The following is a 23,464-nucleotide window of genomic DNA, read 5'->3' as shown; positions in this document are numbered from 1 at the left end:
CACGACCCGGTGAAACCCCGCCCGGTGAACCACCAGCACGCCTCGGCGGCCCCCACCGCCGCCCCGGACCCGTACTTCCCGAACAGCGGGGACACCCGCTACAAGGTCCACCGCTACGAGCTCGCCCTGGACTACCGGCCCGGGCCCAACCGGCTCGGCGGCACCGCCCGGCTCAGCGCCGTCGCCGGGACGGCGCTGCCCGAGTTCGCGCTCGACCTCGCCGAGTTCCGGATCGGCCGGGTCCTGGTGGACGGCAAGGCCGCCCGGTACACCCACCGGGCCGGCAAGCTGCGGGTGCGCCCGGCCAAGGCGCTCGCGGCCGGCGCCGCGTTCACCGTCGAGGTCCACTACACCGGTAACCCGCGCCCGGTGCGCAGCCCGTGGGGCGGCCTGGGCTGGGAGGAACTGACCGACGGCGCGCTGGTCGCCAGCCAGCCCGTCGGCGCCCCGTCCTGGTTCCCCTGCAACGACCGGCCGGCCGACAAGGCGACGTACCAGATTTCGGTGACCACGCCGTCCCCGTACACCGTGGTGGTGGGCGGTCGACTGCTCACCCGCACCACGCACGCCTCCAGTACGACCTGGGTGTACGAGCAGAGCGCACCGACCTCGACGTACCTGGTGACCGTCTCGATCGGCCACTACCGGCCGGTCGTGCTCGCCGAGCGCCCGGCCGTCCGGCAGACCGGGTACGTGCCCGAGCGGCTGGGCGGCGACTTCGCGGTGGACTTCGGGCGGCAGCCGCAGATGACCGCGTTCTTCGAGGAGCTCTTCGGCCCCTACCCGTTCGGCGAGTACGCGGTGGTCGTCGCCGACGAGGAGCTGGACGTCCCGGTGGAGGCGCAGGGCGTCGCCACCTTCGGCACCAACCACCTCGGCGGGGGCTGGGGGCGTGAGCGGCTGATCGCCCACGAGCTGGCCCACCAGTGGTTCGGCAACAGCGTGTCGATCGCCGACTGGAGCCACATCTGGCTCAACGAGGGCTTCGCCAAGTACGCGGAGTGGCTCTGGTCCGAACGGGCCGGCGGGCCGTCCGCCGCCACGCACGCGACGGCCGCGCACGTCCTGCTGGCCGGCCTCCCCCAGGACCTCAAGCTGGCCGACCCGGGCCGGAAGCTGATGTTCGACGACCGGCTGTACCAGCGCGGCGGCCTCACCGTGCACGCGCTCCGGCTCACCCTCGGCGACGCCTCCTTCTTCCCGATGCTCCGGGACTGGGCCACCACCCACCGGCACGGCGTCGTCGCCACCGCCGACTTCCGCGCCCACGCGGGCCGCTACGCCGACCACTCGCTGGACACCCTGTTCACGGCGTGGCTCGACCGCCCGGAGCTCCCGCCGCTGCGAGGGGTGAGCGGACCGACCGACGCGCCGCGACCGGGCCACTGACGGAGCCGGCCCGGGCCTCTCGGGGTGAGAGGCCCGGGCCGGGCAGCCGGGGCCGGGCGGCCGGGGCCTGGCGTCAGCCGGTGAAGCCGGCCGTGACGGAGGTGAACTGCCAGTCGTTCTGGGCGATGCCGGAGCAGGTCTCCTGCAACCCACCGCCGGCGCAGCCGCGGTCGCGGTTGACGGACCAGAAGGCGAGCCGGGCGATGTGGTGGCTGTTGGCCCAGTCGCGGATCGCGGTCCAGTTCTGGACGGTGGTGACCTCGTTGGTGTCGCTGAGGCCGTTCATGCCGGAGATCCCGACGTGCGCGTAGGCGGTGGCGTCGTCCCAGCCGAAGGTGGACCTGAGCTTGGCCTTCAGGCCCTCGGCCGCGCTCACGGTGGCGGCGTACATGTCGGTGGAGGCGTTGCCGAAGTCGAACGGCATGATCGTGAAGACGTCGATGTCCGCGCCGAGCGCCTTGGACTGCTCGATCAGCCGGTTGCCGTAGTAGGTCGGGCCGGTGGTGCCGGTGCCGAAGGTCAGGATGGTGCGCAGGCCGGGGTTGTTCTGCTTGACGATCTTGAGTGCCCCGAGGATGCGGTCCTGGACGGCGGTGTTCTCGAACTCGTCGCTGTTCTCGATGTCGACGTCGATCGCCTTGAGGCCGTAGGCGTCGATCACCTTCTGGTAGGCGCCGGCGAGGTCCGCCGTGGTGGCGCAGTTGGGGCCGAGCTTGTTGCCGCTCCACCCGCCGATGGACGGGACGACGTCCCCGCCGGCCGCGCGGACGGCGTTGATGGTGGCCTGGTCGACCCCGTTCAGCAGCGGCCGCTGACTGTCCCAGGTGGGGTTGCAGCCGTTCTGGGCGAGGACGAAGGCCAGGGTGAACCACTTGATGCCGGTGGCGTTCATGACGGTCGCCGCCGCCGGCGGGTTGCCCCAGCCGTTGTAGAGGTAGGGCGCGGCCTGCTTGAACCCGGTCGGGGTACCGCCACCCCCCGGGTCGGTGGTGACGGCGAGGGCGCCGGAGGGGCCCGAGGTGTTGCCGGCCGCGTCGCGGGCCCTGACGGTGAAGCTGTACGCGGTGGCGGCGCTCAGCCCGTTGACGGTGGCTCCGGTGCCGGAGGCGGTGGCGACCTTGGTGGCACCCTGGTAGACGTCGTAGCCGGTCACGCCGATGTTGTCGGTGGCGGCGTCCCACGCGAGGGTGACGGCGGTGGCGGACTTGCCGGTGCTGCGCAGGTTGCCGGGGGTGGTGGGTGCCTGGGTGTCGGTCGGGGTACCGCCGCCGGGGCCGTCCAGGCTCAGGTCGTCGGCGTAGTAGGTGCCCTGGCCGTACCAGCCGTTGAGGTAGACCTCCGCGCTGGTCTGGGTGGCGCCGGTGGTGAAGGAGACGCTCAGCTTGGTGTAGTCGGCCGCGGAGGTCCAGGCGGAGCCGGCGCCGGTGACGCCGAGGTAGACGTAGCTGCCGCGGACCCAACCGGAGAGCGAGTAGGTGGTGTTGGGCTGCACGGCGACCGTCTGCGTGCACTTGGCGTTGTCGCTCGCGGTGGCGGCGCCGGCCAGCGCCTTGCTGCCGCCGTGCACCGGGTTGGAGACCACCGAGCCGAGTCCGCCGGTGCAGGACCAGCCGCTCAGGGTGCCGGTCTCGAATCCGGGATTGCCGAGTTGGTTCGCCGCGTGGGCGGCGGTGGGGGCGGTGAACGCGGCCGCGGCCGCGAGCAGGGCGGCCGCGCCGACGGCGGGCAGTCGGGTGCGCTTGAGCACCGGTGACCTCCAGTGGGGGTGTGGGGGTGGAGGTGCGGGGAGGAGCCCAAAATGGACTGGACCAATTCATGCTGTCAAGTACCGTCCGGCGAGCGGACGGTGAGCGGAGGGCGAACGGGCCCGGTGTGGTGCGGGGATCCGGCCCTGGGCCGGGGCGGCGGTGCGGCGGCGCAGTGGTGCCGGAGCGGCTCCAGCTGCGGGTTCGACTGCGGCTTCGGGGTGGTAGGGCGGCGGAGCGGTAGGGCGGCGGAGTTGCTGCGCGGCGGACGATCCGGGGCTCCCGGGATAAGGAGGTGAAGTGCGGCAAGCAGCCGTCGTAGGTTGAAGGCGCCGTCCGGCCCGGCCGGCGACCCCCAGTGACGATCGACCACCCGGCGCCGGCACACCTGTCCAGCCGCTCCCCTCGGAAGATTCAGAGGATCAGATGACCGACCAGTACGACGAGCTCCTCCCCACGACCCGCCGCGCCCTGCTGCATCGGATCGCGGTCGCGCAGGCCGAGGGCCGCACGCCCTCCCTGATCGCCGCGGTGGTCCGGGACGGCCGGCTGGTCTGGAGCGGCGCCCGCAGCATGATCGACGGCCATGCGCCCGACAGTGACGTGCAGTACCGGATCGGATCGCTCACCAAGACCTTCGTCGCCGTCCTGGTGCTCCGCCTCCGCGACGAGGGCCTGCTCGACCTGGCCGACCCGCTGGAGCGGCACCTTCCCGGCACCCCCGCCGACGGGGCCACCGTCGCCCAGCTGCTCGCCCACTCGGCGGGCCTCGCCGCCGAGACCCCGGCGCCGTGGTGGGAGCGGACCGACGGCTCGCTGCGCCCGGACCTCGCCGACGTCCTGGAGCGCGAGCGCCCGCGCAAGCACCCCGCCGGGCAGCTCCACCACTACTCCAACCCGGGGTACGCCCTGCTCGGCGCGCTGGTCGAGCGCCTGCGCGGGGAGCCGTGGGACGAGGTGCTGCGCCGCGAGATCCTGGAGCCGCTCGGGATGGACCGCACCACCCTGCTGCCCCGGAACCCGCACGCCGGCGGCTTCGCCGTCCACCCCTGGGCCGACGTCATGCTGCCCGAGCCGCTGACCGACACCGGGCTGATGGCACCGGCCGGGCAGCTCTGGTCGACCGCCGCCGACCTGGCCCGGTGGGCCGCCTTCCTGGCCGGTGGCGACCCGAAGGTGCTGGCCGCCGAGAGCCTCGCCGAGATGCGCCGGCCCGCCACCGGCCCGGGGGGCGACGACTGGTCCTCCGGGTACGGGCTCGGGCTGCAACTGCTACGCCACGGGGGCCGGGTGCTGTACGGCCACACCGGTTCGGTACCGGGCTTCACCGCCGGGCTCTGGGTCAGCGAGGCGGACGGCCTGGCGGCGATCGCGCTCGCCAACGCGACCACCGGCGGCAACACCCCGCGGGTCGCGGCGGAGCTGATCGCCCTCACCGCCGAGCACGAACCCCGGCTGCCCGAGCCCTGGCGTCCGCTGTCCTCCGTCGACGAGGAGCTGCTCGCGCTCACCGGCCCCTGGTACTGGGGCGCCACCGCACACACCCTGCGGCTGAAGGCCGACCGCGCCCTGGAGCTGGCGCCGCTCACCGGCGGCACCCGCAGCTCCCGCTTCCGAGCCGAGCCGGACGGCACCTGGACGGGGCTGGACAACTACTACGCGGGCGAGACGCTGCGGGTCGTCCGGTCCACCGACGGCTCGGTCAGCCATCTGGACATCGGCTCCTTCGTCCTCACCCGCGAGCCCTACGGTCCGGCCGCCGCCGTTCCCGGCGGGGTCGACCCGGCCGGCTGGCAGGCCTTCTGAGGCGTCAGAGCCCACCGCCGTCCGGTGTCGTGCGACGGGCCCCCGGTACTTCGGCGGCGGAGGCCCGCGCTCCGGCAGCGGAGCCTACCCCTTCGTCCTCGGCCGGCGTCCCGACCGCACCCACCCCTGCCGCACCCGCCCCGGCCCTCCTGGCCGCGCCCGCCGACCCGAAGCCCGGTCGGCGGGCGCGGCGCGACAGGTGGGCCAGACGCGACAGGTGGGCGATGCGCAGCGCGTGCGAGGCGAGCAGCAGGCCGACGACCGTGCTCGGGGGCAGCGCGGCGTCCGTCGCCTCCGTGTCCCAGCCGAGGAAGGCACCGACCGCCAGGAACGGGACGACCCCCACCACGGGGGCGACCAGCAGCGCGAACGCGAGCGTGCTCCGCCTCCGGTCCTCCTCCCAGCACCGGTCCGAGGTGACCTGCAGGGCACCGGCCATCGCCACCACCAGCATCCACCAGGCGGAGGTGGGCAGTCCGACGAGCCGTGCCAGCAGGTGGAGCAGGAGGAGCACGACCGCCAGCTGGGCCTGAACCTGCAGGACGTACCGCAGCTCCGCGGCGACGGTCGGCCGCCGCGCCGTGCCCGGTTTCCACCCCATGGAGCGGAGCATACGGTGGCGCCCGCGCACCGAACAGGTGTCCGGCAGACGGTGAGTGGCCCCATTCAGCAGGTGCACATCTGCGCTCCGCCGAACGGCAACGTGGACGCCAGCCGACGCGGAGAACCATACGGATACAGGTTCGCACGCCCCAGACCGAGCAGTGCGAACCGGTGCCACGGCGTTCCGTGGCTGCCGTCGTCCGTGCCGCCCTGGAGGGTCCGCCATGACCACCGTCCCCACGTACGCTCCGCCCGCAGTCACCCCCGGCCACACCTCGGTACTCCCCGCCCCGCTCCCGGCGCTCCCTGCGCAGCCGACCGCCACCCGGCCGGTCCCCGCTCCGGCCGTCCCCGCGCCGGCCGGCCTCGCAGCGGACGTCACCGCACCCGCAACCGCCGCGACGGCCCTCCTCGGCACGGCGCCCGCGCCCGTGTACACCGTCGCGCTCGCCCGCGACGAGGACGACGTCCGGGCCGCCCAGCTGCTGCGCCACCAGGTCTTCGCCGCCGAGCTCGGCGCCCTGCTGCACAGCCCGGTGGCGGGGCTGGACGTCGACCCGTTCGACGAGTTCTGCGACCACCTGCTCGTGCGTGAGGGCGAGGACGGCCCGGTGGTGGGGACGTACCGACTGCTGCGCCCGGAGGCCGCGCGACGGGCCGGGCGGCTCTACTCCGACGGCGAGTTCGACCTGCGCAACCTGGCCCCGCTCCGCGACGGCCTGGTGGAGCTGGGCCGCTCCTGCATCCACCCGGACCACCGCGGCAACGGCGCCGTCATCAACCTGATGTGGGGCGGCATCGCCCGCTACCTCGCCGACACCGGCAACACCTGGGTCGGCGGCTGCTGCTCGATCCCGCTGGACGACGGCGGCGCCACGGCGGCGCGGGTCTGGGACACCGTCAGCGCCAAGTACCTCGCCCCCGAGGAGTACCGGGTCAGCCCGCACCGGCCCTGGGACCCCACCGGCCTGCCGCGGGCCGGGCGGGCCGCCCTGCCGGCGCTGCTCCGCGGGTACCTGCGGCTGGGCGCCTGGGTCTGCGGCGCGCCCGCCCACGACCCGGACTTCGCCACCGCCGACCTGTACGTGCTGCTGTCGCTGGAGCGCACCGACCCGCGTTACCTGCGGCACTTCCTCTCCGGGCTCGCCGCCCCGAGCCCGGCCACCGGGCCCGCCGCGCCCGGCGGTACGGAACCCGCGCCCGGACCGATCGCATGAGTGTCTGGCTGCCGACGGCTCCCTGCACACCGGAGACCTGTCTGACCGAGCCCGGCCCGGTGGTGGCGCTCCCCCGGCGCGTCCTGCGCCTCGCCGCCTTCCTCGCCGTGCTGGTGGCGGGTCTGGCACTCACTCCGTCGGTGCGGGCCCTGCCCGGCGGGCTCCGCGACGAGCTGGTCCGGCGGTGGGCCCGCACCCTGCTCGGCGCACTCGGGGTCTCCGTCCGGCTCGCGCCGCCCCCGGCCGGCGGCGGCGGGGTCCTGGTGGTGGCCAACCACGTCTCGTGGCTGGACATCCCGCTGATCGCGGCCGGCCGGCCCGGCCGCTCCCTGGCCAAGACCGAGGTCCGGCACTGGCCGGTGCTGGGCCCGGTGGTGGCCTGGAGCGGCACCGTCTTCCTCGACCGCGACCGGCTGCGCGCCCTCCCGGGTACGGTCGCCGCGGTCACCGAACTGCTGCGCGCCGGCCGCCCCGTGGTCGTCTTCCCCGAGGGGTCGACCTGGTGTGGGCGGGAGAGCGGCCGGTTCCGGCCGGCCCTCTTCGAGGCCGCCGTCCAGGCCGGCGCCCCCGTACAACCGGTGACGGTCCGGTACCGGCTCGCGGACGGGCGGGCGACCAGCGTGCCCGCCTTCGTCGGCGAGGACGGTCTGCTCTCCTCGCTCGCCCGGGTGGTGTCGGTCCGTGGGCTGGTGGCCGAGGTGACCTTCCTGCCCCCGATCCCGGCTCCTGCGGCCCGGACCGGCCGGTCCGCGGACCGGTGGCAGCCGCGCCGGCAGCTGGCACGCGCCGCCCAGGCAGCCGTGGAGGCCACTGGCCGATGACCTCCGGCCGACGCGGCCGGGTACCGAGGCCGGGGCCCGGGGCGCCCGGGCCGGAGCACCCGCCCGCCGTCCGGGGCCGGGGGCGGGTGGCGGGACCGGGCCGGGGCGGGTGCCGGGGCCGGCGGGAGATCGACGGGCGGCGGGCCGGGCGGGTAGCCTCACGGCGTCCCGTCCGTTCACCGCCGCTCGCCGCAGTTCACCGCGGTCGGCCGCCGATCGCCCCGGAGGACCTCAGCCGTGCCCGAGACGTACCCGATCGGCGAGCCGTACGCGCAAGGACTGTTGGAGGTCGGCGACGGTCACCGGATCCACTGGGAGGCCTCGGGAAATCCGGCCGGCAAGCCGGCCGTCGTGGTGCACGGCGGGCCCGGGTCCGGGCACAACCCGGGAAACCGGCGCTACTTCGACCCGGAGCGCTACCACCTGGTGCTGTTCGACCAGCGCAGCTGTGGACAGAGCCTGCCGCACGCGTCCGACCCGGCGACCGGACTGGAGCACAACACCACCGCCCACCTGATCGCCGACATGGAACGGCTGCGCGAACACCTCGGCATCGACCGGTGGCTGCTGTACGGCGGCTCCTGGGGGTCGACCCTGATCCTCGCCTACGCGCAGGCCCACCCCGAGCGGGTCTCGGAGATCGTGATCTGCGGGGTCACCATGACCCGCCCCGAGGAGACCGACTGGCTGTACCGCGGCGTCAGCCGGCTGCTCCCCGGCCCCTGGGAGGCGTTCCGCGACGCGCTGCCGCCCGCCGAGCGGGACGGCGACCTGGTCGCCGCGTACAGCCGGCTGCTGAACAGCCCCGACGAGGCCGTCCGACGCGAGGCCGCGCGGTCCTGGGCGACCTGGGAGGACGCGGTGATCGCGCACGAGTCGCTCGGGAAGCCGAACGCCTACTCCGACCGTCCGAGCGACGCGCTGATGGCCTTCACCCGGATCACCGCGCACTACTTCGCACACGACGCCTTCCTGGACGACGGCCAACTCCTGCGTGACGCCGGACGACTGGCCGGGATCCCCGGCGTACTGATCCACGGCCGGCTGGACCTCGGATCACCGCTGCGGACCGCCTGGGAGCTGGCGAAGGCCTGGCCGGACGCCGAGCTGACGGTCATCCAGGAATCCGGCCACACCGGGAGCCCGGCCATGGGCGCCGCGGTGTTCGCGGCCATCGAGCGGTTCGCCGGTCCCGCGCGGCACTGAGCGCGACAGACCGGACCGGCCCCGACCGCTTCGGGCCCGACCGCTTCGGCCGCGACCGCTCACGACTGGGCCGGTGGCCGCCCTGCCCGTGGGCCACCCGCGCCAGGGGCCTCCGACGCCAGCAGGACCCGACGCAGCAGGTCGGAGAGTCGGCGGCGTTCGTCCGGCGCCAGGACGCCCAGCAGGCGGCGCTCCTCCCGGCCGACGACGTCCAGCGCCTCCCCCCAGGCGGCCCGACCGGCCTCGGTGAGCTCGACGTCGACCCGGCGCCGGTCCTCCGTGGAGGGGGTGCGGACGATGAAGCCGCGCCGCTCCAGGGCCTCCAGACGGCCGGTCACCGAGGCCGGCGCCAGACCGAGGTCGTCGCGAAGATCGGACGGGACGGCCCGGCCGCCCCGGCCGGCCAGGACGTGGAGCGTGTCGAACTCGTGCTTCTGCAGACCGTAGTCGGCGAGGCCCTGCTCGCGCACCCGGCCCAGGTGCCGCAGGAGCTTGGTCATCCGGGTGACGGCGCCCTCGATGTCCGGATCGAGCTGCGGCCGGACCGGACGCCAGCGCTCGACATGATCGTCGGTCCAGTCGCGCGGCTCGTCGCGCCCCTCGCCACGCGGCCGGTCGAGCTCCTCGCCCCGGGGCGCATCCACCGGCTCGTCACGTGTCTCGTCGGCTCGTCGCTCGGGGTGTTCCATGGGACGAGTCTAGGCTCCGCCGAAATGCAGAACATATTTCGTTGCCGAAACTTCGGTACCGAAATATAGTTTCGCCGTGACCCACCCACTGAGGCTCCCCGATTTCCGGCTGCTCTTCCTCGGCCGGACCATCTCCACCCTCGGCGACGCGATCGTCCCCGCCGCCCTCGCCATCGCGATCACCAGGGCCACCGGCTCCTCCGGTGCGCTGGCCCTGGTCCTGGGCTGCGCGATGGTGCCGCGACTGCTCCTGCTCCCGCTGGGCGGAGTGGTCGGGGACCGCTTCAATCCCCGGGCGGTGGCACTGACGACGGATCTGGTGCGTGCCGCCGCCCAGCTGTTCGTCGGCCTCGAGCTGATCGGCGGGGAGCCCGGCCTGGCCCACATCGCCGTCGCCGAGGCAGTCGGCGGCATCGCCTCCGCGTTCGCCCTCCCGACCGCCTCCCCGCTGGTCGCGGGCACCGTCGAGGGAGCACTGCGGATGCGGGCGAACGCGCTGCTCGCCTCCGTCAGCAATGTGGCACGACTGGGCGGCCCCGCACTTGCCGGAGTCCTGGTGTACTCGGTCGGCGCCGGCTGGGCCTTCGTACTGAACGGCGCCTCGTTCGTGGTCAGCGCCGCGCTCCTGACCGGGGTCACCGTCCGGCACACCCCCGCGGAACGCCGTCCGCTGTTCGCCGAGCTGGCCGAGGGCTGGGGCGAGTTGCGCTCACGGAGCTGGTACTGGAGCAGCCTGATCGCGCACGGCACGTGGAACGGCGCCGCGGCGGTGCTGCTCACCCTCGGCCCGCTGATCGCCACCCGGGACCTGGGCGGCGACGCGGTCTGGATCGCCATGACGCAGGCCGGCGCGATCGGCCTGCTGGCCGGATCGCTACTCGCCGGGAAGGTCAGGCCGGCCCGCCCGGTCCTGCTCGCCAACCTCGGCCTCGCCCTGTACGCACTCCCGCTGGCCGCCCTCGCGGTCGCCGCCCCGGCGCCGGTGACGGTCACCGCCTACGCACTCGCGATGGCCGGCCTCGGCTTCCTCAACCCGGTCTGGCAGACGGTGGTGCAGCAGGAGTTCCCCGCGCACGTCCTGGCCCGCGTCACCTCCTACGACTGGCTGCTCTCGCTGGCCGCCGCCCCGCTCGGCTACACCCTCGCACCGCTCGCAGCGGACGCCTGGGGCAGCGGCATCCCCCTGCTGGTGGCCGCCGCGCTGGTGGCGCTGGCGTGCGCGGGCACCGCTGCGGTGCCGGGCGTGCGCCGAATCGGGCGCAGCACGGCGAAGGCGACGACCGGCGCGCCAAGTGCCGTCCCCACGCCGACCGGAGGGGCGGGGCGGGACCGCGAATCCGAGTGGGCCGCACGGCCGGGTGAGTAGACCGAATCTCCCGCGCGGGAGGCGGGTGGGGCCCCCGTAGCGGACTCCTGGCCACCCGATCGGCCCCCTACGATACGAGCATGATCGCCTATGCCCCCGCGGCCCTCTTCTTCGTCCTGTGCGGGATCGGGGTCCTGCGCGACCGACGCCGGTTCAGCAATGCCGTCCTGCTCGGCATAGCCGTCTCCTTCCTCGCGCTGGCACTGCTCGCCGAGCTGCGCAAGGCCCCGACGCTGGTCGTCGAACTGGCGGCGGTCGCCATCGTCCTGCTGCCGGCGATCGGGACCTTGGCACTGATCGGCTTCCTGATCGCCAACAGCCTGACCATGGTCCGCAAGGAGGGCAGGCGGCCCGCCAACCTCCTCTCCCTGCTCGCGGGGCTCGGCATTCTCGCGGTGATCACCCTGCTCGTCGCGGCGCTGCTCACCCGCTCGTACCGGCTGGGCGTCCTCGCCGGCACCGCCGTGCTGGTCGTCGGCTACATCTCCTTCCTGTTCGTCTGCTTCGTGGGCTACGCCTTCCTGTACGGCCGTCACCGGCCGCGCCGGGACGTGGACTTCGTGGTGGTGCTCGGCTCCGGTCTGATCGGCGGCGACCGGGTGCCGCCACTGCTGGCCAGCCGACTGAACCGGGGTCGCGATGTGTACGAGAAGCAGGCCGCCCGCGGGAACCCCCCGGTGCTGATCACCTCGGGCGGACAGGGACCGGACGAGAAGCTGCCGGAGTCCCACGCGATGGCGGACTACCTCGTGGAACGCGGTTTCCCCGAGGCGCACCTGGTGCGCGAGGACCGCTCGCGCACCACGGAGGAGAACCTGCTCCTCTCCAAGGTGATCATGGAGCAGACCAAGCCCGACTACCGCTGTGTGATCGTCACCAACAACTTCCACGCCTTCCGAGCCGCACTGACGGCTCGCAAGACCGGTGTCACCGGGCAGGTATTCGGCTCCCCCACGGCGGCGTACTACTGGCCGAGTGCGACGATCCGCGAGTTCGCCGCCGTCTTCCTCTCCCACAAGCTGATCAACTTCGGCATCTGCGGCTTCCTCGCCCTGTGTGGAGTACTCGCCGCCGCACTCTGAGGCGCCGTCGCTCCCCTCCCTAGTCCCGGCTCCCGCAATGGACCGGAGCCGGCGAACACCGGGCGCACCATGTGCACGTTCAGCTGGGTGGTGGTGCAGCCGGTACCGGCGAGCCGGCATGGAGCCGACCTGCCTGCTTCGCCCGACCGGCTCAACCGCGACGCGCACCACGGAGGCGCCCTCGCCAATGGCGCCGCCGCCCACGACGGACCGGGAGAGGCGGGTGACCGTCACATACCTCCCGGCGGCCGGACGCGCCACGCTGCACGGCATCCCATCGAACTCCTTCCCCACCCAGGAGTCCCCATGGCTCTGCCGCCAGTGCGCATGTCCGCCTCGCCCGCCAGGCCCGCCCCGCCCGCACCGCCCACCCGGTCCGCCGCCTCCGAGGCCGCCCCTGCCGCGCTCGTCGCCGGACCGCCCCGCCGCGGCGGGCGGCTCGCGCGCCGCGCCGCGGCCGCCTTGCTGGCTGCGGTGGCACTCTCCTCCACCGCGCCGGCCTCGGCCGTCGCCTCGACCTCCACGGGCCCCTCCGGCTCTGCCGCCCTCGCGGGCCCCGCCGTCGCCTCGACCTCCGACCCCGCCGCGACCTCCAACCCCGCCGACGCCGTGGGCGGGAGCTTCCAGCAGGTCACCGGGTTCGGCACCAACCCCGGGAATCTGGCGATGTACTCCTACACCCCCACGGGCCTGCCGACCGGAGCGCCGCTGGTGGTCGCGCTGCACGGCTGCGTCCAGACCGCCACCGACTACTACCGCGACTCCGGCTGGACCACCTTCGCCGACCGGTACGGCTTCGCGGTGGTGTTCCCGCAGACCGGCGCCGCCAACAACGGCCTCTCCTGCTTCAGCTGGTTCGACGCCGCCAAGGACAGCCGTGGTACGGGCGAGGCCGAATCGGTGGTCGAGATGGTCGCCAAGGCCCGGACCCTGTACGGCTCGGACAGCCACCGGGTGTTCGTCACGGGCCTGTCGGCCGGCGGCGGCATGGCGGCCGATCTGCTGGCCGACTACCCGGACGTCTTCGCCGGCGGAGCGATCGACTCGGGCCTGCCCGCCCACTGCGCCACCACCCAGAGTGCCGCCTCCGGGTGCCAGAACAACGACCAGCGGCTCACCCCGGCCCAGTGGGGCGACAAAGTCCGCCGGGCCTACCCGGGCCACTCCGGGCCGTGGCCCCGGGTGGCGATCTGGCAGGGCACCGCGGACACCACCGTGAGACCGGTGAACGGCACCGAGCTGCGGGACCAGTGGACGGACGTGTGGGGCATCGGCCAGAGCGCCGCCGGCACCAGGACCCTGCCGGGTGGCACCACACAGTCCGTCTACAACGATGCGAGCGGCCGGCCCGCCGTGGCGCTGTACACCGTCGAGGGCATGGGCCACGGGCTCGCCGTCGACCCCGGCTCGGGCCCCGATCAGTGCGGTGCGACCGGCGCCTACTTCCTCGACGCGATCTGCTCCAGCTACTACACGGCGCAGTTCTGGGGGCTGGACAGCGGCAGCCCGACCACGCCCTCGCTGCCCGCTCCCTCCGGCCTGACCGCGACCACCACCGGCCCGGATTCGGTCGCACTCGGCTGGCAGGCCGTCACCGACGCCGCCTCGTACGTGCTGTACCGGGACGGAGCGCAGGTGGCCGCCCCGACCGGCACCTCGCGCACCGACACCGGGCTGAGCCCCGGCGCCTCGTACACCTACACCGTGGCCGCCGTCGACGCGGCGGGCGTCGTGGGCGCCCGTTCGGCGGGACTGACGGTCACCACCACGGGCGGCGCGCCGCAGTGCTTCACGGACAACAACTACAACCAGGTGAAGGCTGGCCGTGCGACGCAGGCCGGCGGCCTCACCTTCGCCCTGGGCTCCGGACAGGCCATGGGCCTCTGGAACACCTTCACGACCCACACGCTGAAGCGGACCGGGACTGATTACTTCGTCCTGGCCGACGGCCACTGCTGAGCCCGCCGGGCCGTACCGCACCGGGCCTGCGTACCGCACCGGGCCGGGGAACGGAACCGGAGCCACACGGCCGCAGCGGACGCCTGCTCCGCACCTCCCCCTGCCCGTACCGCTGAGACGCATCATCCGTGCCCCTCCCCGGGACGCAGGCCGGCGAACAGGTCGGACTCGGGGAGGGGCGTCTCCACCAGGCTCCGCGCCAGGTGGTAGTCCTCCGTGGGCCAGACCTCGCGCTCGATGTCCCGAGGGTGTGCCATGAATCCGGCGCCGGGCGCTATCTGCGTGGCGTGCGCGAGCAGCGCGTCGTCCCGTTCCGCGAAGTGCTCTGCGCAGTGGATCCTGGTGGTGGTGGCGAGGGCGGGCGGGGTGTCCGGCCAGTCGGCGAGCAGCTCGCCCATGGCCGAGTCGACGCCTCGCGCCGTCATGGCCTCGTGCATCGTCCGGAACCAGGCCCGGGACAGTGCCAGGTGGTAGTAGAGCTTCGCCGGCTGCCAGGGGGCGCCGGCCTCCGGAGAACGGTGCGGGTCGGCCGCGGCCTCGAAGGCCTCGACGGTGACCCGATGGGTCATCACATGGTCGGGGTGCGGATAGCCGCCCGTCTCGTCATAGGTGACGACGACATGGGGGCGGAACTCCCGGATCAGTGCGATCAGCGGCTCGGCGGCCACGGCAGTCGGCCGGAGCGCGAAGCACCCCTCGGGCAGCGGCTCGTCGGGGCCCGGCAGCCCGGAGTCGGTGAAGCCGAGGAAGCGCTGCCCGACGCCGAGGATCTCGCATGCGGCAGCCATCTCCTCCCGTCGGACGCGGGCCAGGTCGGCGCGGATCTCGGGCCGGTCGAGCGCCGGGTTGAGGACGGATCCGCGCTCACCGCCGGTCAGGGTCGCGACCATGACGTCCACCCCCTGGGCGGCGTAGCGGGCGAGGGTGGCCGCCCCCTTGCTGGACTCGTCGTCGGGGTGGGCGTGCACGGTCAGCAGGCGGAGCGCGGAGTGCTGGGTGGACATGGGCCGGTCCATTCGTTCGAGGGCGTGGCGCCGAGCGGTCGAGTAGGCGGTGATCCGCCGGAAACGAACTTAGGTCCGACCCATCGAATAGGTCAAGCCTAATTCCTGTGCTCGACCCAGTGAACTGCGCTAGGCTCGTCCCCATGACCGAGGGCACCCCCAATCTGCGCGAGCTCAACAAGCGCCGCACCCGCGAGGCGATCTCGAACGCGGCCACGCGGCTCTTCATCGAGCGCGGCTTCGACCGGACGACGATCGCCGAGGTCGCGGCTGCCGCCGGAGTCGCCAAGATGACCGTCACCAACCACTTCCCGCGCAAGGAGGACCTGGTCCTCGACCTGCACGAGGAGATCGTCGCCGGGCAGGCCCGGACGGTCGCCGGGCGCGCGCCCGGCGAGTCCGCACTGGCCGCGCTGCGCCGGGACTGCCTGGCGGCGATCGACCGCCACGACCCCGTCCTCGGGTTCTGCGATCCCGCGTTCGCCCGCACCGTCACGGCGAGCCCCGCACTGCTCGCCCGGCTCCGTGAGCTCCACGAGCAGAGCGAGGACGCCCTCGCGGTGGTCCTCGCCGAAGCCACCGACTCCTCCCCCCGCGACCTCACGGCCCGGCTCGCGGCCGGCCTGCTCGGCGCGGTCCACCGGGCGCTGTTCACCGAGGTGTTCCGTCGAGTCCTGGCCGGCGAGGCACACGAGTCGATATCCGCCGCCATCCGCCCGTCCGCCGTTCGCGCCTTCGACCAACTGCGAAGCGCGCTCGACGGGTACGCCGTCCGGCCGGCCGGCTGAGGCACCACCGCGTACCGTCGCCGCCGCGCGCCCGTGGCCGAGCCGCCCGGCGCACGGGCACCGCGGCGCCAAAGCGCAGGTCCCGGCACTTGGCGAAAGGTTGACCCGTTCACGGCAGAACGTTGGTGGGCCCCGACCCTATGGTCGGCGCATGCTCCCACAGCCCACCGGGCGAATCACTCTGCCCGTCCTGCCGTACCGCAAACCCACTCCCGGTCGGGACTACTGGGTGCTGGACAACGTACTGCCCGATCCGGACGCGGTTCGCGAACGCTGCCTGGCCCGGGGCGACTGGACCGAGGGCTACCCCTACCGGCCCGAGACCTGGCCCGGCCTGCGTACCATGCCCGGCCTGGAGCCGAACGAGCTCGCCCGGGTGGAGGCCCTGGTCCGCAAGGCGACCGGCGCGCCCAGGCTCTGGGTCCAGAGCACCCCCGGCGGCGGCACGCTCAACCACAACTGCGTCCAGCTGGTCGGCGCCGGCGAGTCGGAGTCCCGCCCCCACACCGACTCCCGGGCGCTCTGCCACTACGCGGCCGTCCTCTACCTCAGCCCCGGCGCCCCCAAGGAGGCCGGCACCAGCTTCTACCGCCAGCAGTTCCCCGGCGGACGCCTCGGCGGCAACGTCGTCGACGCACCGCACAACAACCTCGTCGAGGCACTCGGCACCCGGCGCGTACCGGGTGACGCCTTCACCGAGGACGTCCGCGTTCCCAACCGCTACAACCGGCTCCTCCTGTACCGCGCCAACCTGATCCACAGCGCCACCGGCTACTACGGCATCCCGCTGGAGGAGCGGCGGATGACCGCCGTGTTCTTCTGGATGGCCTGACCTCCCACCGCTGGACGGCCCGGCCCCCGGCCCACGCCGGGCGCCCGGCCGGGTTGACGGCGCACGCACCCGGGGAGAGAGCGCTCATGGACAGCGACCTCCCACCGGACTCCGAGCCCGGCACGGCAACCAGCACGACCGGCGCAACCAGCACGACCGGCGCGACACGCGCGACCGGCGCGACACGCGCGACCGAGACCGCCGGCAGCACAGCCGCCAGCAGTGCCGACGGCCCGCCGACCGAGGCCGTACGCCCCGAGTGGTCCGACCTCGACCGGATGACGACGCTCGACCTCGTCCGGCTGATGAACACCGAGGACCGCACCGTCGCCGAGGCCGTGGCCGGGCAGCTGGAACCGATCGCCGACGCGGCCGACGCGATCGCCGCCCGGATGGGTCGGGGCGGCCGGCTGGTGTACGCGGGAGCGGGCACCGCGGGGCGGCTCGGAGTACTGGACGCGAGCGAGTGCCCGCCGACCTTCAACACCGCGCCCGGCCAGGTCGTGGGCCTGATCGCGGGCGGCCCGGCAGCCCTGGCCGGCGCGGTCGAGGGAGCGGAGGACCGCCCGGACCTCGCCCTCGCCGACCTTGACGCCCTCACACTGACGGCGGCCGACAGCGTCGTGGGCATCTCCGCCTCGGGTCGGACGCCGTACACGGTGGCGGCGCTCCGGCGGGCCCGTGCGACGGGAGCGCTGACCGTGGGCCTGGCCTGCACCCGGGGGTCCGCCCTGGTGGCGGCGGCCGAGCTGGGCATCGAGGTGGAGACCGGACCGGAGGTGCTGGCCGGTTCGACCCGGCTCAAGGCGGGCACCGCGCAGAAGCTGGTGCTGAATCTGCTCTCGACCGCCGTCATGGTCCGTCTCGGCAGGACCTACGGAAACCTGATGGTCGACGTGCGGGCGGGCAATGCGAAGCTTCGCGACCGGGCGCACCGGATCGTCGCCGTGGCCACCGGCGCGGACGAGCGGACCGTCAGGAGCGCGCTGGCCGCCACGGGTGGTGAGGCCAAGGACGCCGTCCTGGTCGTACTCGCCGGAGTGGACGCGCCGACCGCCGGGCGGCTGCTCGCCGCCTCGGGCGGACGGCTGCGCGAGGCCCTGGAGTCCGCTCGGGCGGAGGGCTGACCCGAGACGCCCGGTGGCCTCCAGCCATCCGCTCACCCGGCCGCGCGCTCACCCGAAGCGAACGGCTTCCCGCTCGACCACCTCGCCGAAGCGGGGCAGGTCGAGATCGGCCGACGACCGGTGCTCGGCCTCCGTCAGGGCCGCCATCGCATCCTCGACGAACAGCAGCTCATAGCCGTGGTCGGCGGCCGCCCGGGCGGTCGACTCCACTCCCAGGTTGGTCGCGATGCCGGCGAACACGAGCGTGTCGACACCGTGCGCCTGCAGCAGCTCGTGCAGCCCGGTGCCGTGGAACCCCCCGATGGTGCGCTTCACCAGGACGGCATCGGCCAGGGCCGCCACCTCCGCGACCAGCGCGCTGCCGGCCGGCTGCTCGGCGACGTTCGGCCGCTCGACACGCAGGGCGACGACGGCGGCGCCCGCAGCCCGGAAGACCGTCGCGAGCTCGAGCGACACCGCGAGGACGTCGGTACCCGGACGCGGGGCCAGCGGCAGGGCGACGATCCGGTCCATCAGGTCGACGAGGACGAGCGCGGTCCGGCCGGAGTCAAGGGTTCGCATGGCGGATCACGCTAACGGATCACCGGGGCCGGAGGCCTTCTCCCGGGCGCCCCGGAAGACGCCCATTACTGCGGACGGTTCGCCGGTCGTGGGCACGGTGCCCACCTGCGCCCAGGTGCCGTCGCGCCGGAGGCCGGCAGCACGCGGCGCTCGGCCCGGGCGTCCCCGGCGGGCCCGGGCGTTCTCCGCGGGCCCGGGCGGCCACTCCTCCGGGACCGGCTCGCGGTCCGGCGGCCGGGCCTCGGCCGTCATGGTCTCCGCCATGAGGTCCAGCAGCTCCTGCTCGTTCCCGAAGTGCTGGCGGAGCACCGGGGACTGCACACCGAGTCGCGCAAGGCGACACGTGGTGAGGCCGTCGATGACCGCGTCGTTCGGCAGCCGCCCGGCGGTGCGGAACCACCTCGCCGCGGTGCAGCGCCAGGTCGCCCGGTCACGGCACCGGTCACGGCACCGATCACGCCCCGATCGCGCCCCGATCGCACCTCCGGTCGCGCCGCGCTGGGCTCAGGGGCAGGCGGCGGCCGGTGCGGTGACGGGTCGCACGGGTCGAGGGAGCAGCAGCGGGGTCACCAGGAGCAGCAGCCCGGCGACCGCGATCGCGGTGCGGGCGCTGGTGAGGCCGGCCAGCAGCCCCCACAGGGCGGTCAGCACCGCGATGGTGACCTTGCTGGTGATCGACCATGCGGACAGCGTCCGGGCGATCCGGTCCGCCCCCGTCCGTTCGAGCCGGTACGCGGCGAACACCGGGGTGAACACGCCCATACAGGCGATCAGCCCGAACTCGACGGCCATGACGAGCACCAGCCCGGCGACACCGGGGCCGATGAAGGCCAGCCCGAGCGGCCAGCACGCCCGCAGCGCCCCGGCCCTACGGATGACCTTGCGCTGCCCGTACCGCGTGACGAGTGGCTGGGCCAGCCGCGAGCCGATCAGGCCGCCGACGCAGGGCACCGCGAAGGCGAGACCGTACTGCCACGGGGCGAACCCGAGGCGGCCGAGCATGAGGACGGCCAGCAGCGGGGCGCTCGCCATGATCAGGCCGTTGACCAGGACGGTGTTGAAGAACAGCGGGCGCAGCGCCGGGTCCGCCACGATGTAACGCCACCCCTCGACGAGGTCGCCGACCCGTGGTCGTCGTGGTGCCCCGGTTCGCGCGGGGCAGGGCTCCCCGCCGCCGATCGCCCGGATGGCCGCGGCCGAGAACAGGTAGCTCACCGCATCGGCCAGCACCGTCACCACCGGACCGAACAACCCTGTCACCGCCCCGCCGAGCGGTGGTCCGAGCACCGTGGCGATCCAGTTCGTGGACTCGAAACGCCCGTTCGCGACGACCAGGTCGGCCGACCGCACGAGCGCCTTCAGTGCTGCGCCGCCGGCCGCCGTAAAGGCGATGTCGGCGGCACCGACCACCACGGACACGACCAGGAGCTGGGCGAACCCCAGCCGGCCGAGCGCGAACGCGGCGGGGACGCTCAGCAGTGCCGCGAACCGGATCAGATCCATCGCGATCATCACCGGCCGCTTGCGGCGGAACTCCACCCACGGGCCGAGCGGCACCGCCACCACCGCGCCGACCACCAGCCCCGCGGCTGCCAGTAACGACACCTCGGTCGTCCCGGCGTGCAGCACGAGGATCGCGATCAAGGGGAACACGTCGAACGCGAGCCTCGTGCCGAACGCACTGGCCGCGTACGCCGCCCAGAGCCATCCGAACTGCCGCCCCAGCGACCGCTTCGCCACCATGCTCAATGCACCGCTCACTCTCGCCCCGGAACAACCGAACGTTGATCGTCGAGATCAAATCGAAGGGCAGATCCGCAGGTCAAACAACCCATTGCCCGCCGGCCACAACGGAGTGTTGTCCAGGGAGCTAGGGTGGGTGGACATGAACCTCGATGCCGTGCGCACCTTCGTCGCCGCAGCGGAGGCCGGCCGGTTCCAGGACGCCGCCGCCGACCTGTCGATCACCCAGCAGGCCGTTTCCAAGCGGATCGCCGCGCTGGAGGAGGATCTCGGCGTCCGGCTGTTCACCCGCACCACCCGCGGCGCCCGGCTGACCATCGACGGGCAGGCGTTCCTGCCGCACGCCCGCGCCCTCCTCGACGCGGCGGAGCGGGCGGCCGACTCGGTGCGACCCGGCCGCCGTGCCCTGCGCGTCGACGTGATCAGCGCGCGGATCGCACCCGCGCACCTGCTGCGCGACTTCCACCGCGCGCATCCCCAGGTCGAACTCGACGTCGTGACCCGGCTCCTCGACGCCGACGCCGCGATCGCCGCCGTCGGCTCCGGCGCGATCGACGCGTCCTTCCGCGCCGTCACCCTCCCCGCCCAGCAACTCCCCGACGGCATCGAGACCGTCCGCGTGCTCGACGACCCCCTCCAACTCCTCACCGGCCCGGACCACGAGCTCGCCACCGCCCCCGCGGTCACGCTCGCCGACCTCGCCGGGCACAGGATCTGGATTCCCGGCATCGTCCCCGGCACCGAGTGGGCCGCCTACTACGCCGACCTCGCCGCCGAGTTCGGGCTCACCATCGACGCCATCGGCCCCAACTTCGGCTCTGACGCCCTCCTCGAAGTGATCGCCGGCACCCCGACGCTGGCGACCTTCGTCGGCACGGACGACCGGCTCGTCTGGCCCGCCCACTTCGACCTGCGGCGCATCACCGTGCACCGGCCGACACCGGTCTATCCGCACTCGCTGATCTGGCGCGGCGACAACCCGCACCCCGCACTCGCCGCGCTCCGCCGCCACCTCGCTTCCGCACGGCCGGACCACCCCCGCGCGGGCACGTGGACACCGGCATGGGCCCAGCGCCCGTCACCCCGGTAGCGCCCCGGCGGGGCCGCGCCGTGACCTGCGACGCCGGGCGGGGAGAAACCGGTGAACGGGTTTCGGCGGTAGCGGTCGCCGGAAGCACGCGAGCACCGTAGGCCCGGCGATCGCCTTCGCCCCACAAGAATTGAACGCTGTCAGCCTTCTTGACGCCTTCGGCGGGTTGTCGATTTCATGTGGTGAACGTCGCATGGTTCGAACATCGTCGGCGGAGCTCCCTCCGCCCTGAGTCGGGCGACCGCCCCGCCCTTCGATCGTCACGCATTGCCCATCGACGGCGCATCGTCCACCGACGGCGCACCGCCCCATGGACGGCGTACCACCCAGCGACGACACCGCACCGGCCCGCACCCCCCGGAATCACCGGGACCTCGCTCCACCCAAGAATGGGAGCGCTCCCGCAGCTTGCGCCCCCTTCTCCCGGCCGGTGCCCCTCAACCGGTGGATGGCCCGCTCGGACCATCCACCGCACTCCTCGGAGAGGAAGACCGACGTGTCCCACCCGATACGCCGACTGCGCAGGGCCGCGGCAACACTCGCCCTCGTGGCGGCCGCGCTCCTGCCGGCCCTGCCCGCCCAGGCCGGCCCCGTCCTCCGGACCGGCGCTCCCGAGCCCCGAGCCGCCACCACCAGCACCGCCGCCAGCACCGCCACCACCACGCCCGGCTCCGGCTACTGGCACACCAACGGGCGCCTCCTGCTCGACGAGGCCGACCGGCCCGTCCGGATCGCCGGCGTCAACTGGTTCGGCTTCGAGACGGCCGACCACGTCCCGCACGGGCTCTGGACCCGCGACTACGGCAGCATGATCGACCAGATGCGCTCGCTCGGCTTCAACACCATCCGCCTGCCGTACAGCGACGACATCTTCCGCGGCTCCGTGCCGACCGGCGTCAACCACTCCGGCGGCATGAACGCCGACCTCCAGGGCCTCACCTCCCTGCAGGTGATGGACCGGATCGTCGACCGCGCCGGAGCCGCCGGCCTCAAGGTGATCCTCGACCGCCACCGCCCCGACGCCGGTGGGCAGTCGGCGCTCTGGTACACCAGCGCCGTCCCGGAGAGCACCTGGCTCGCCGACCTCCGGGCGATCTCCGCGCGCTACGCCGGCAACCCCACCGTGATCGGCATCGACCTGCACAACGAGCCGCACGACCCGGCCTGCTGGGGCTGCGGCGATCCGGCCGCGGACTGGCGCCTGGCGGCCGAGCGCGGCGGCGAGGCCGTCCTGGCGGCCAACCCCTCGCTGCTCGTCCTCGTCGAGGGCGTGCAGAGCTTCAACGGCAGCTCGACCTGGTGGGGCGGCAACCTCCAGGGCGCCGCCACGTACCCGGTCCGGCTGAGCGTGCCGAACCGACTCGTCTACTCGCCGCACGAGTACGCCACGAGCGTGGGACGCCAGCCGTGGTTCGACGACCCCGCCTTCCCCGCCAACCTGCCCGCGGTGTGGGACTCGTACTGGGGCTACCTGTTCCGGCAGAACATCGCCCCGGTGTGGGTCGGCGAGTTCGGCAGCACGCTGCAGGCAGCCGCCGACCGGACGTGGCTGACCGCGCTCACCCAGTACCTGCGGCCGACCGCACAGGTGGGCGCCGACGCCTTCTCCTGGACGTTCTGGTCGTGGAACCCGAACTCGGGCGACACCGGCGGCATCCTCAAGGACGACTGGACGAGCGTCGACACCGTGAAGGACGGCTACCTCACCGCCGTCAAGGCCCCGGGGTTCGCCGCCGGTGCCGGCGGCGACACCCGTCCGCCGACGGCCCCCACCGGCCTCACGGCGACCGGTGTCTCCGCCACCACCGCCACCCTCCGCTGGACCGCCTCCCAGGACGACACGGGCGTCATCGCCTACGACGTCCACCGGGGCGCCACGACGGTGGGCACGGTGACGGGCACCACCTACACCGACACCGGCCTCGATCCGGCCACCGCCTACTCCTACACCGTCACGGCCCGGGACGCCGCCGGGAACGTCTCCGCCCACTCCGGAGCGACGACCGTGACCACCACCGGACCTTCCAACGGCGGCGGCTGCACCGCCAGTTGGCACACGGACAACCAGTGGGACGCGGGGTTCACGGCGACCGTGACGGTCACCAACACCGGGAGCACCGCCGCCACGTCCTGGACCGCCGCCTGGGCCTGGCCCGCCGGCGTGCAGGTGGCCGGTTCCTGGAACGCCACCGTCACCCAGTCCCCGGGCGCCGTCTCCGCCACCGGCCTGTCGTACAACAGCGCCCTGGCTCCGGGCGGTTCGACGACCTTCGGCCTCCAGGGCAGCGGCCGGCTCGGCGCGTCCCCACCGGCGCCGAGCTGCACCGTCGTCTCCTGACGGCAGCACCTCCCTCCCGCCGGCCCCGCGGCCGCCGGTCGAACACTCCCGATTCAGACCCAGGACTCATCGACCAGCCAAGTGCGGGAGCGCTCCCA

The 23,464-nt window shown here is 73.8% G+C and carries 20 protein-coding genes; 13 read left to right on the top strand and 7 right to left on the bottom strand.

Annotation, left to right across the window (positions count from 1 at the left end):
* Nucleotides 1-9 precede the first annotated feature (9 nt).
* Complete coding sequence (locus tag AB0J08_RS24235; protein WP_360637974.1) at nt 10-1,389, top strand: M1 family metallopeptidase; 1,380 nt, start codon at nt 10-12, stop codon at nt 1,387-1,389.
* 73 nt (nt 1,390-1,462) lie between these two features.
* Here the strand turns inward: AB0J08_RS24235 and AB0J08_RS24230 are convergent, their stop codons facing one another.
* Nucleotides 1,463-3,094, bottom strand: a complete 1,632-nt coding sequence (locus AB0J08_RS24230; protein WP_360637972.1) for a carbohydrate binding domain-containing protein — start codon at nt 3,092-3,094, stop codon at nt 1,463-1,465.
* A gap of 466 nt (nt 3,095-3,560) precedes the next feature.
* Between AB0J08_RS24230 and AB0J08_RS24225 the strand changes: the two genes are divergently transcribed.
* Nucleotides 3,561-4,940 carry a serine hydrolase domain-containing protein gene (locus AB0J08_RS24225; protein WP_360637955.1) on the top strand — a complete coding sequence of 460 codons (1,380 nt, stop codon included), beginning with the start codon at nt 3,561-3,563 and terminating at the stop codon, nt 4,938-4,940.
* A 4-nt stretch (nt 4,941-4,944) separates the two neighbouring features.
* Here AB0J08_RS24225 and AB0J08_RS24220 read toward each other — a convergent pair whose 3' ends face one another.
* The gene (locus AB0J08_RS24220) at nt 4,945-5,541 is read right to left on the bottom strand and encodes a hypothetical protein (protein WP_360637952.1); all 597 of its coding nucleotides are present in this window, start codon (nt 5,539-5,541) and stop codon (nt 4,945-4,947) included.
* Nucleotides 5,542-5,767: 226 nt separating this feature from the next.
* On the opposite strand from AB0J08_RS24220, the gene AB0J08_RS24215 reads away from it, so the two are divergent.
* From AB0J08_RS24215 to pip, 3 genes are all read left to right on the top strand, one after another.
* A complete protein-coding gene (locus AB0J08_RS24215; protein WP_360637949.1) occupies nt 5,768-6,760 on the top strand; it encodes a GNAT family N-acyltransferase in 993 nt (330 codons plus the stop codon).
* A complete protein-coding gene (locus AB0J08_RS24210) occupies nt 6,757-7,581 on the top strand; it encodes a lysophospholipid acyltransferase family protein (RefSeq protein ID WP_360637946.1) in 825 nt (274 codons plus the stop codon). Before AB0J08_RS24215 ends, AB0J08_RS24210 begins: the two co-directional genes overlap by 4 nt.
* Before the next feature lie 237 nt (nt 7,582-7,818).
* Nucleotides 7,819-8,787: a prolyl aminopeptidase gene (gene pip / locus AB0J08_RS24205; RefSeq protein WP_360637943.1), complete on the top strand. Its 969-nt coding sequence runs from the start codon at nt 7,819-7,821 to the stop codon at nt 8,785-8,787.
* A gap of 59 nt (nt 8,788-8,846) precedes the next feature.
* On the opposite strand, the gene AB0J08_RS24200 is transcribed toward pip, so the two are convergent.
* A complete protein-coding gene (locus AB0J08_RS24200) occupies nt 8,847-9,476 on the bottom strand; it encodes a MarR family transcriptional regulator (protein ID WP_360637940.1) in 630 nt (209 codons plus the stop codon).
* Nucleotides 9,477-9,552: 76 nt separating this feature from the next.
* Here AB0J08_RS24200 and AB0J08_RS24195 point away from each other — a divergent pair, with 76 nt between their 5' ends.
* From AB0J08_RS24195 to AB0J08_RS24185, 3 genes are all read left to right on the top strand, one after another.
* Nucleotides 9,553-10,842: an MFS transporter gene (locus AB0J08_RS24195; protein ID WP_360637937.1), complete on the top strand. Its 1,290-nt coding sequence runs from the start codon at nt 9,553-9,555 to the stop codon at nt 10,840-10,842.
* Nucleotides 10,843-10,922: 80 nt separating this feature from the next.
* Nucleotides 10,923-11,924, top strand: coding sequence for a YdcF family protein (locus AB0J08_RS24190; RefSeq protein WP_360637934.1), 1,002 nt, complete (start codon nt 10,923-10,925; stop codon nt 11,922-11,924).
* Nucleotides 11,925-12,230: 306 nt separating this feature from the next.
* Complete coding sequence (locus AB0J08_RS24185; protein WP_360637931.1) at nt 12,231-13,883, top strand: PHB depolymerase family esterase; 1,653 nt, start codon at nt 12,231-12,233, stop codon at nt 13,881-13,883.
* Between the two features lie 122 nt (nt 13,884-14,005).
* Here AB0J08_RS24185 and mca read toward each other — a convergent pair whose 3' ends face one another.
* Entirely contained in the window at nt 14,006-14,887 is an 882-nt protein-coding gene (mca, locus tag AB0J08_RS24180) for a mycothiol conjugate amidase Mca (protein ID WP_360637928.1), read from the bottom strand.
* 143 nt (nt 14,888-15,030) lie between these two features.
* Between mca and AB0J08_RS24175 the strand changes: the two genes are divergently transcribed.
* The 3 genes from AB0J08_RS24175 to murQ all read left to right on the top strand — a co-directional run bounded on the left by AB0J08_RS24175 (nt 15,031) and on the right by murQ (nt 17,634).
* Nucleotides 15,031-15,675, top strand: coding sequence for a TetR/AcrR family transcriptional regulator (locus AB0J08_RS24175; RefSeq protein WP_360637925.1), 645 nt, complete (start codon nt 15,031-15,033; stop codon nt 15,673-15,675).
* A gap of 151 nt (nt 15,676-15,826) precedes the next feature.
* On the top strand, nt 15,827-16,507 hold the full coding sequence (locus AB0J08_RS24170; protein ID WP_360637922.1) for a DUF6445 family protein: 681 nt from the start codon (nt 15,827-15,829) through the stop codon (nt 16,505-16,507).
* An 86-nt stretch (nt 16,508-16,593) separates the two neighbouring features.
* A complete protein-coding gene (murQ, locus tag AB0J08_RS24165; RefSeq protein ID WP_360637919.1) occupies nt 16,594-17,634 on the top strand; it encodes an N-acetylmuramic acid 6-phosphate etherase in 1,041 nt (346 codons plus the stop codon).
* Nucleotides 17,635-17,682: 48 nt separating this feature from the next.
* Here murQ and AB0J08_RS24160 read toward each other — a convergent pair whose 3' ends face one another.
* From AB0J08_RS24160 to AB0J08_RS24150, 3 genes are all read right to left on the bottom strand, one after another.
* On the bottom strand, nt 17,683-18,195 hold the full coding sequence (locus AB0J08_RS24160) for an isochorismatase family protein (protein ID WP_360637916.1): 513 nt from the start codon (nt 18,193-18,195) through the stop codon (nt 17,683-17,685).
* Between the two features lie 6 nt (nt 18,196-18,201).
* Entirely contained in the window at nt 18,202-18,504 is a 303-nt protein-coding gene (locus AB0J08_RS24155) for a hypothetical protein (RefSeq protein ID WP_360637913.1), read from the bottom strand.
* A 195-nt stretch (nt 18,505-18,699) separates the two neighbouring features.
* On the bottom strand, nt 18,700-19,938 hold the full coding sequence (locus tag AB0J08_RS24150; protein ID WP_360637910.1) for an MFS transporter: 1,239 nt from the start codon (nt 19,936-19,938) through the stop codon (nt 18,700-18,702).
* Nucleotides 19,939-20,080: 142 nt separating this feature from the next.
* On the opposite strand from AB0J08_RS24150, the gene AB0J08_RS24145 reads away from it, so the two are divergent.
* Both AB0J08_RS24145 and AB0J08_RS24140 read left to right on the top strand, forming a co-directional pair.
* Nucleotides 20,081-21,028, top strand: a complete 948-nt coding sequence (locus tag AB0J08_RS24145) for a LysR family transcriptional regulator (RefSeq protein ID WP_360637906.1) — start codon at nt 20,081-20,083, stop codon at nt 21,026-21,028.
* A 496-nt stretch (nt 21,029-21,524) separates the two neighbouring features.
* Complete coding sequence (locus tag AB0J08_RS24140) at nt 21,525-23,366, top strand: cellulase family glycosylhydrolase (RefSeq protein ID WP_360637903.1); 1,842 nt, start codon at nt 21,525-21,527, stop codon at nt 23,364-23,366.
* The last annotated feature ends 98 nt before the right edge of the window (nt 23,367-23,464 follow it).

This window comes from Kitasatospora sp. NPDC050463, assembly GCF_040655255.1.
Classification (GTDB): Bacteria; Actinomycetota; Actinomycetes; order Streptomycetales; family Streptomycetaceae; genus Kitasatospora.
This window is presented reverse-complemented; position numbering and strand designations above follow the sequence as displayed.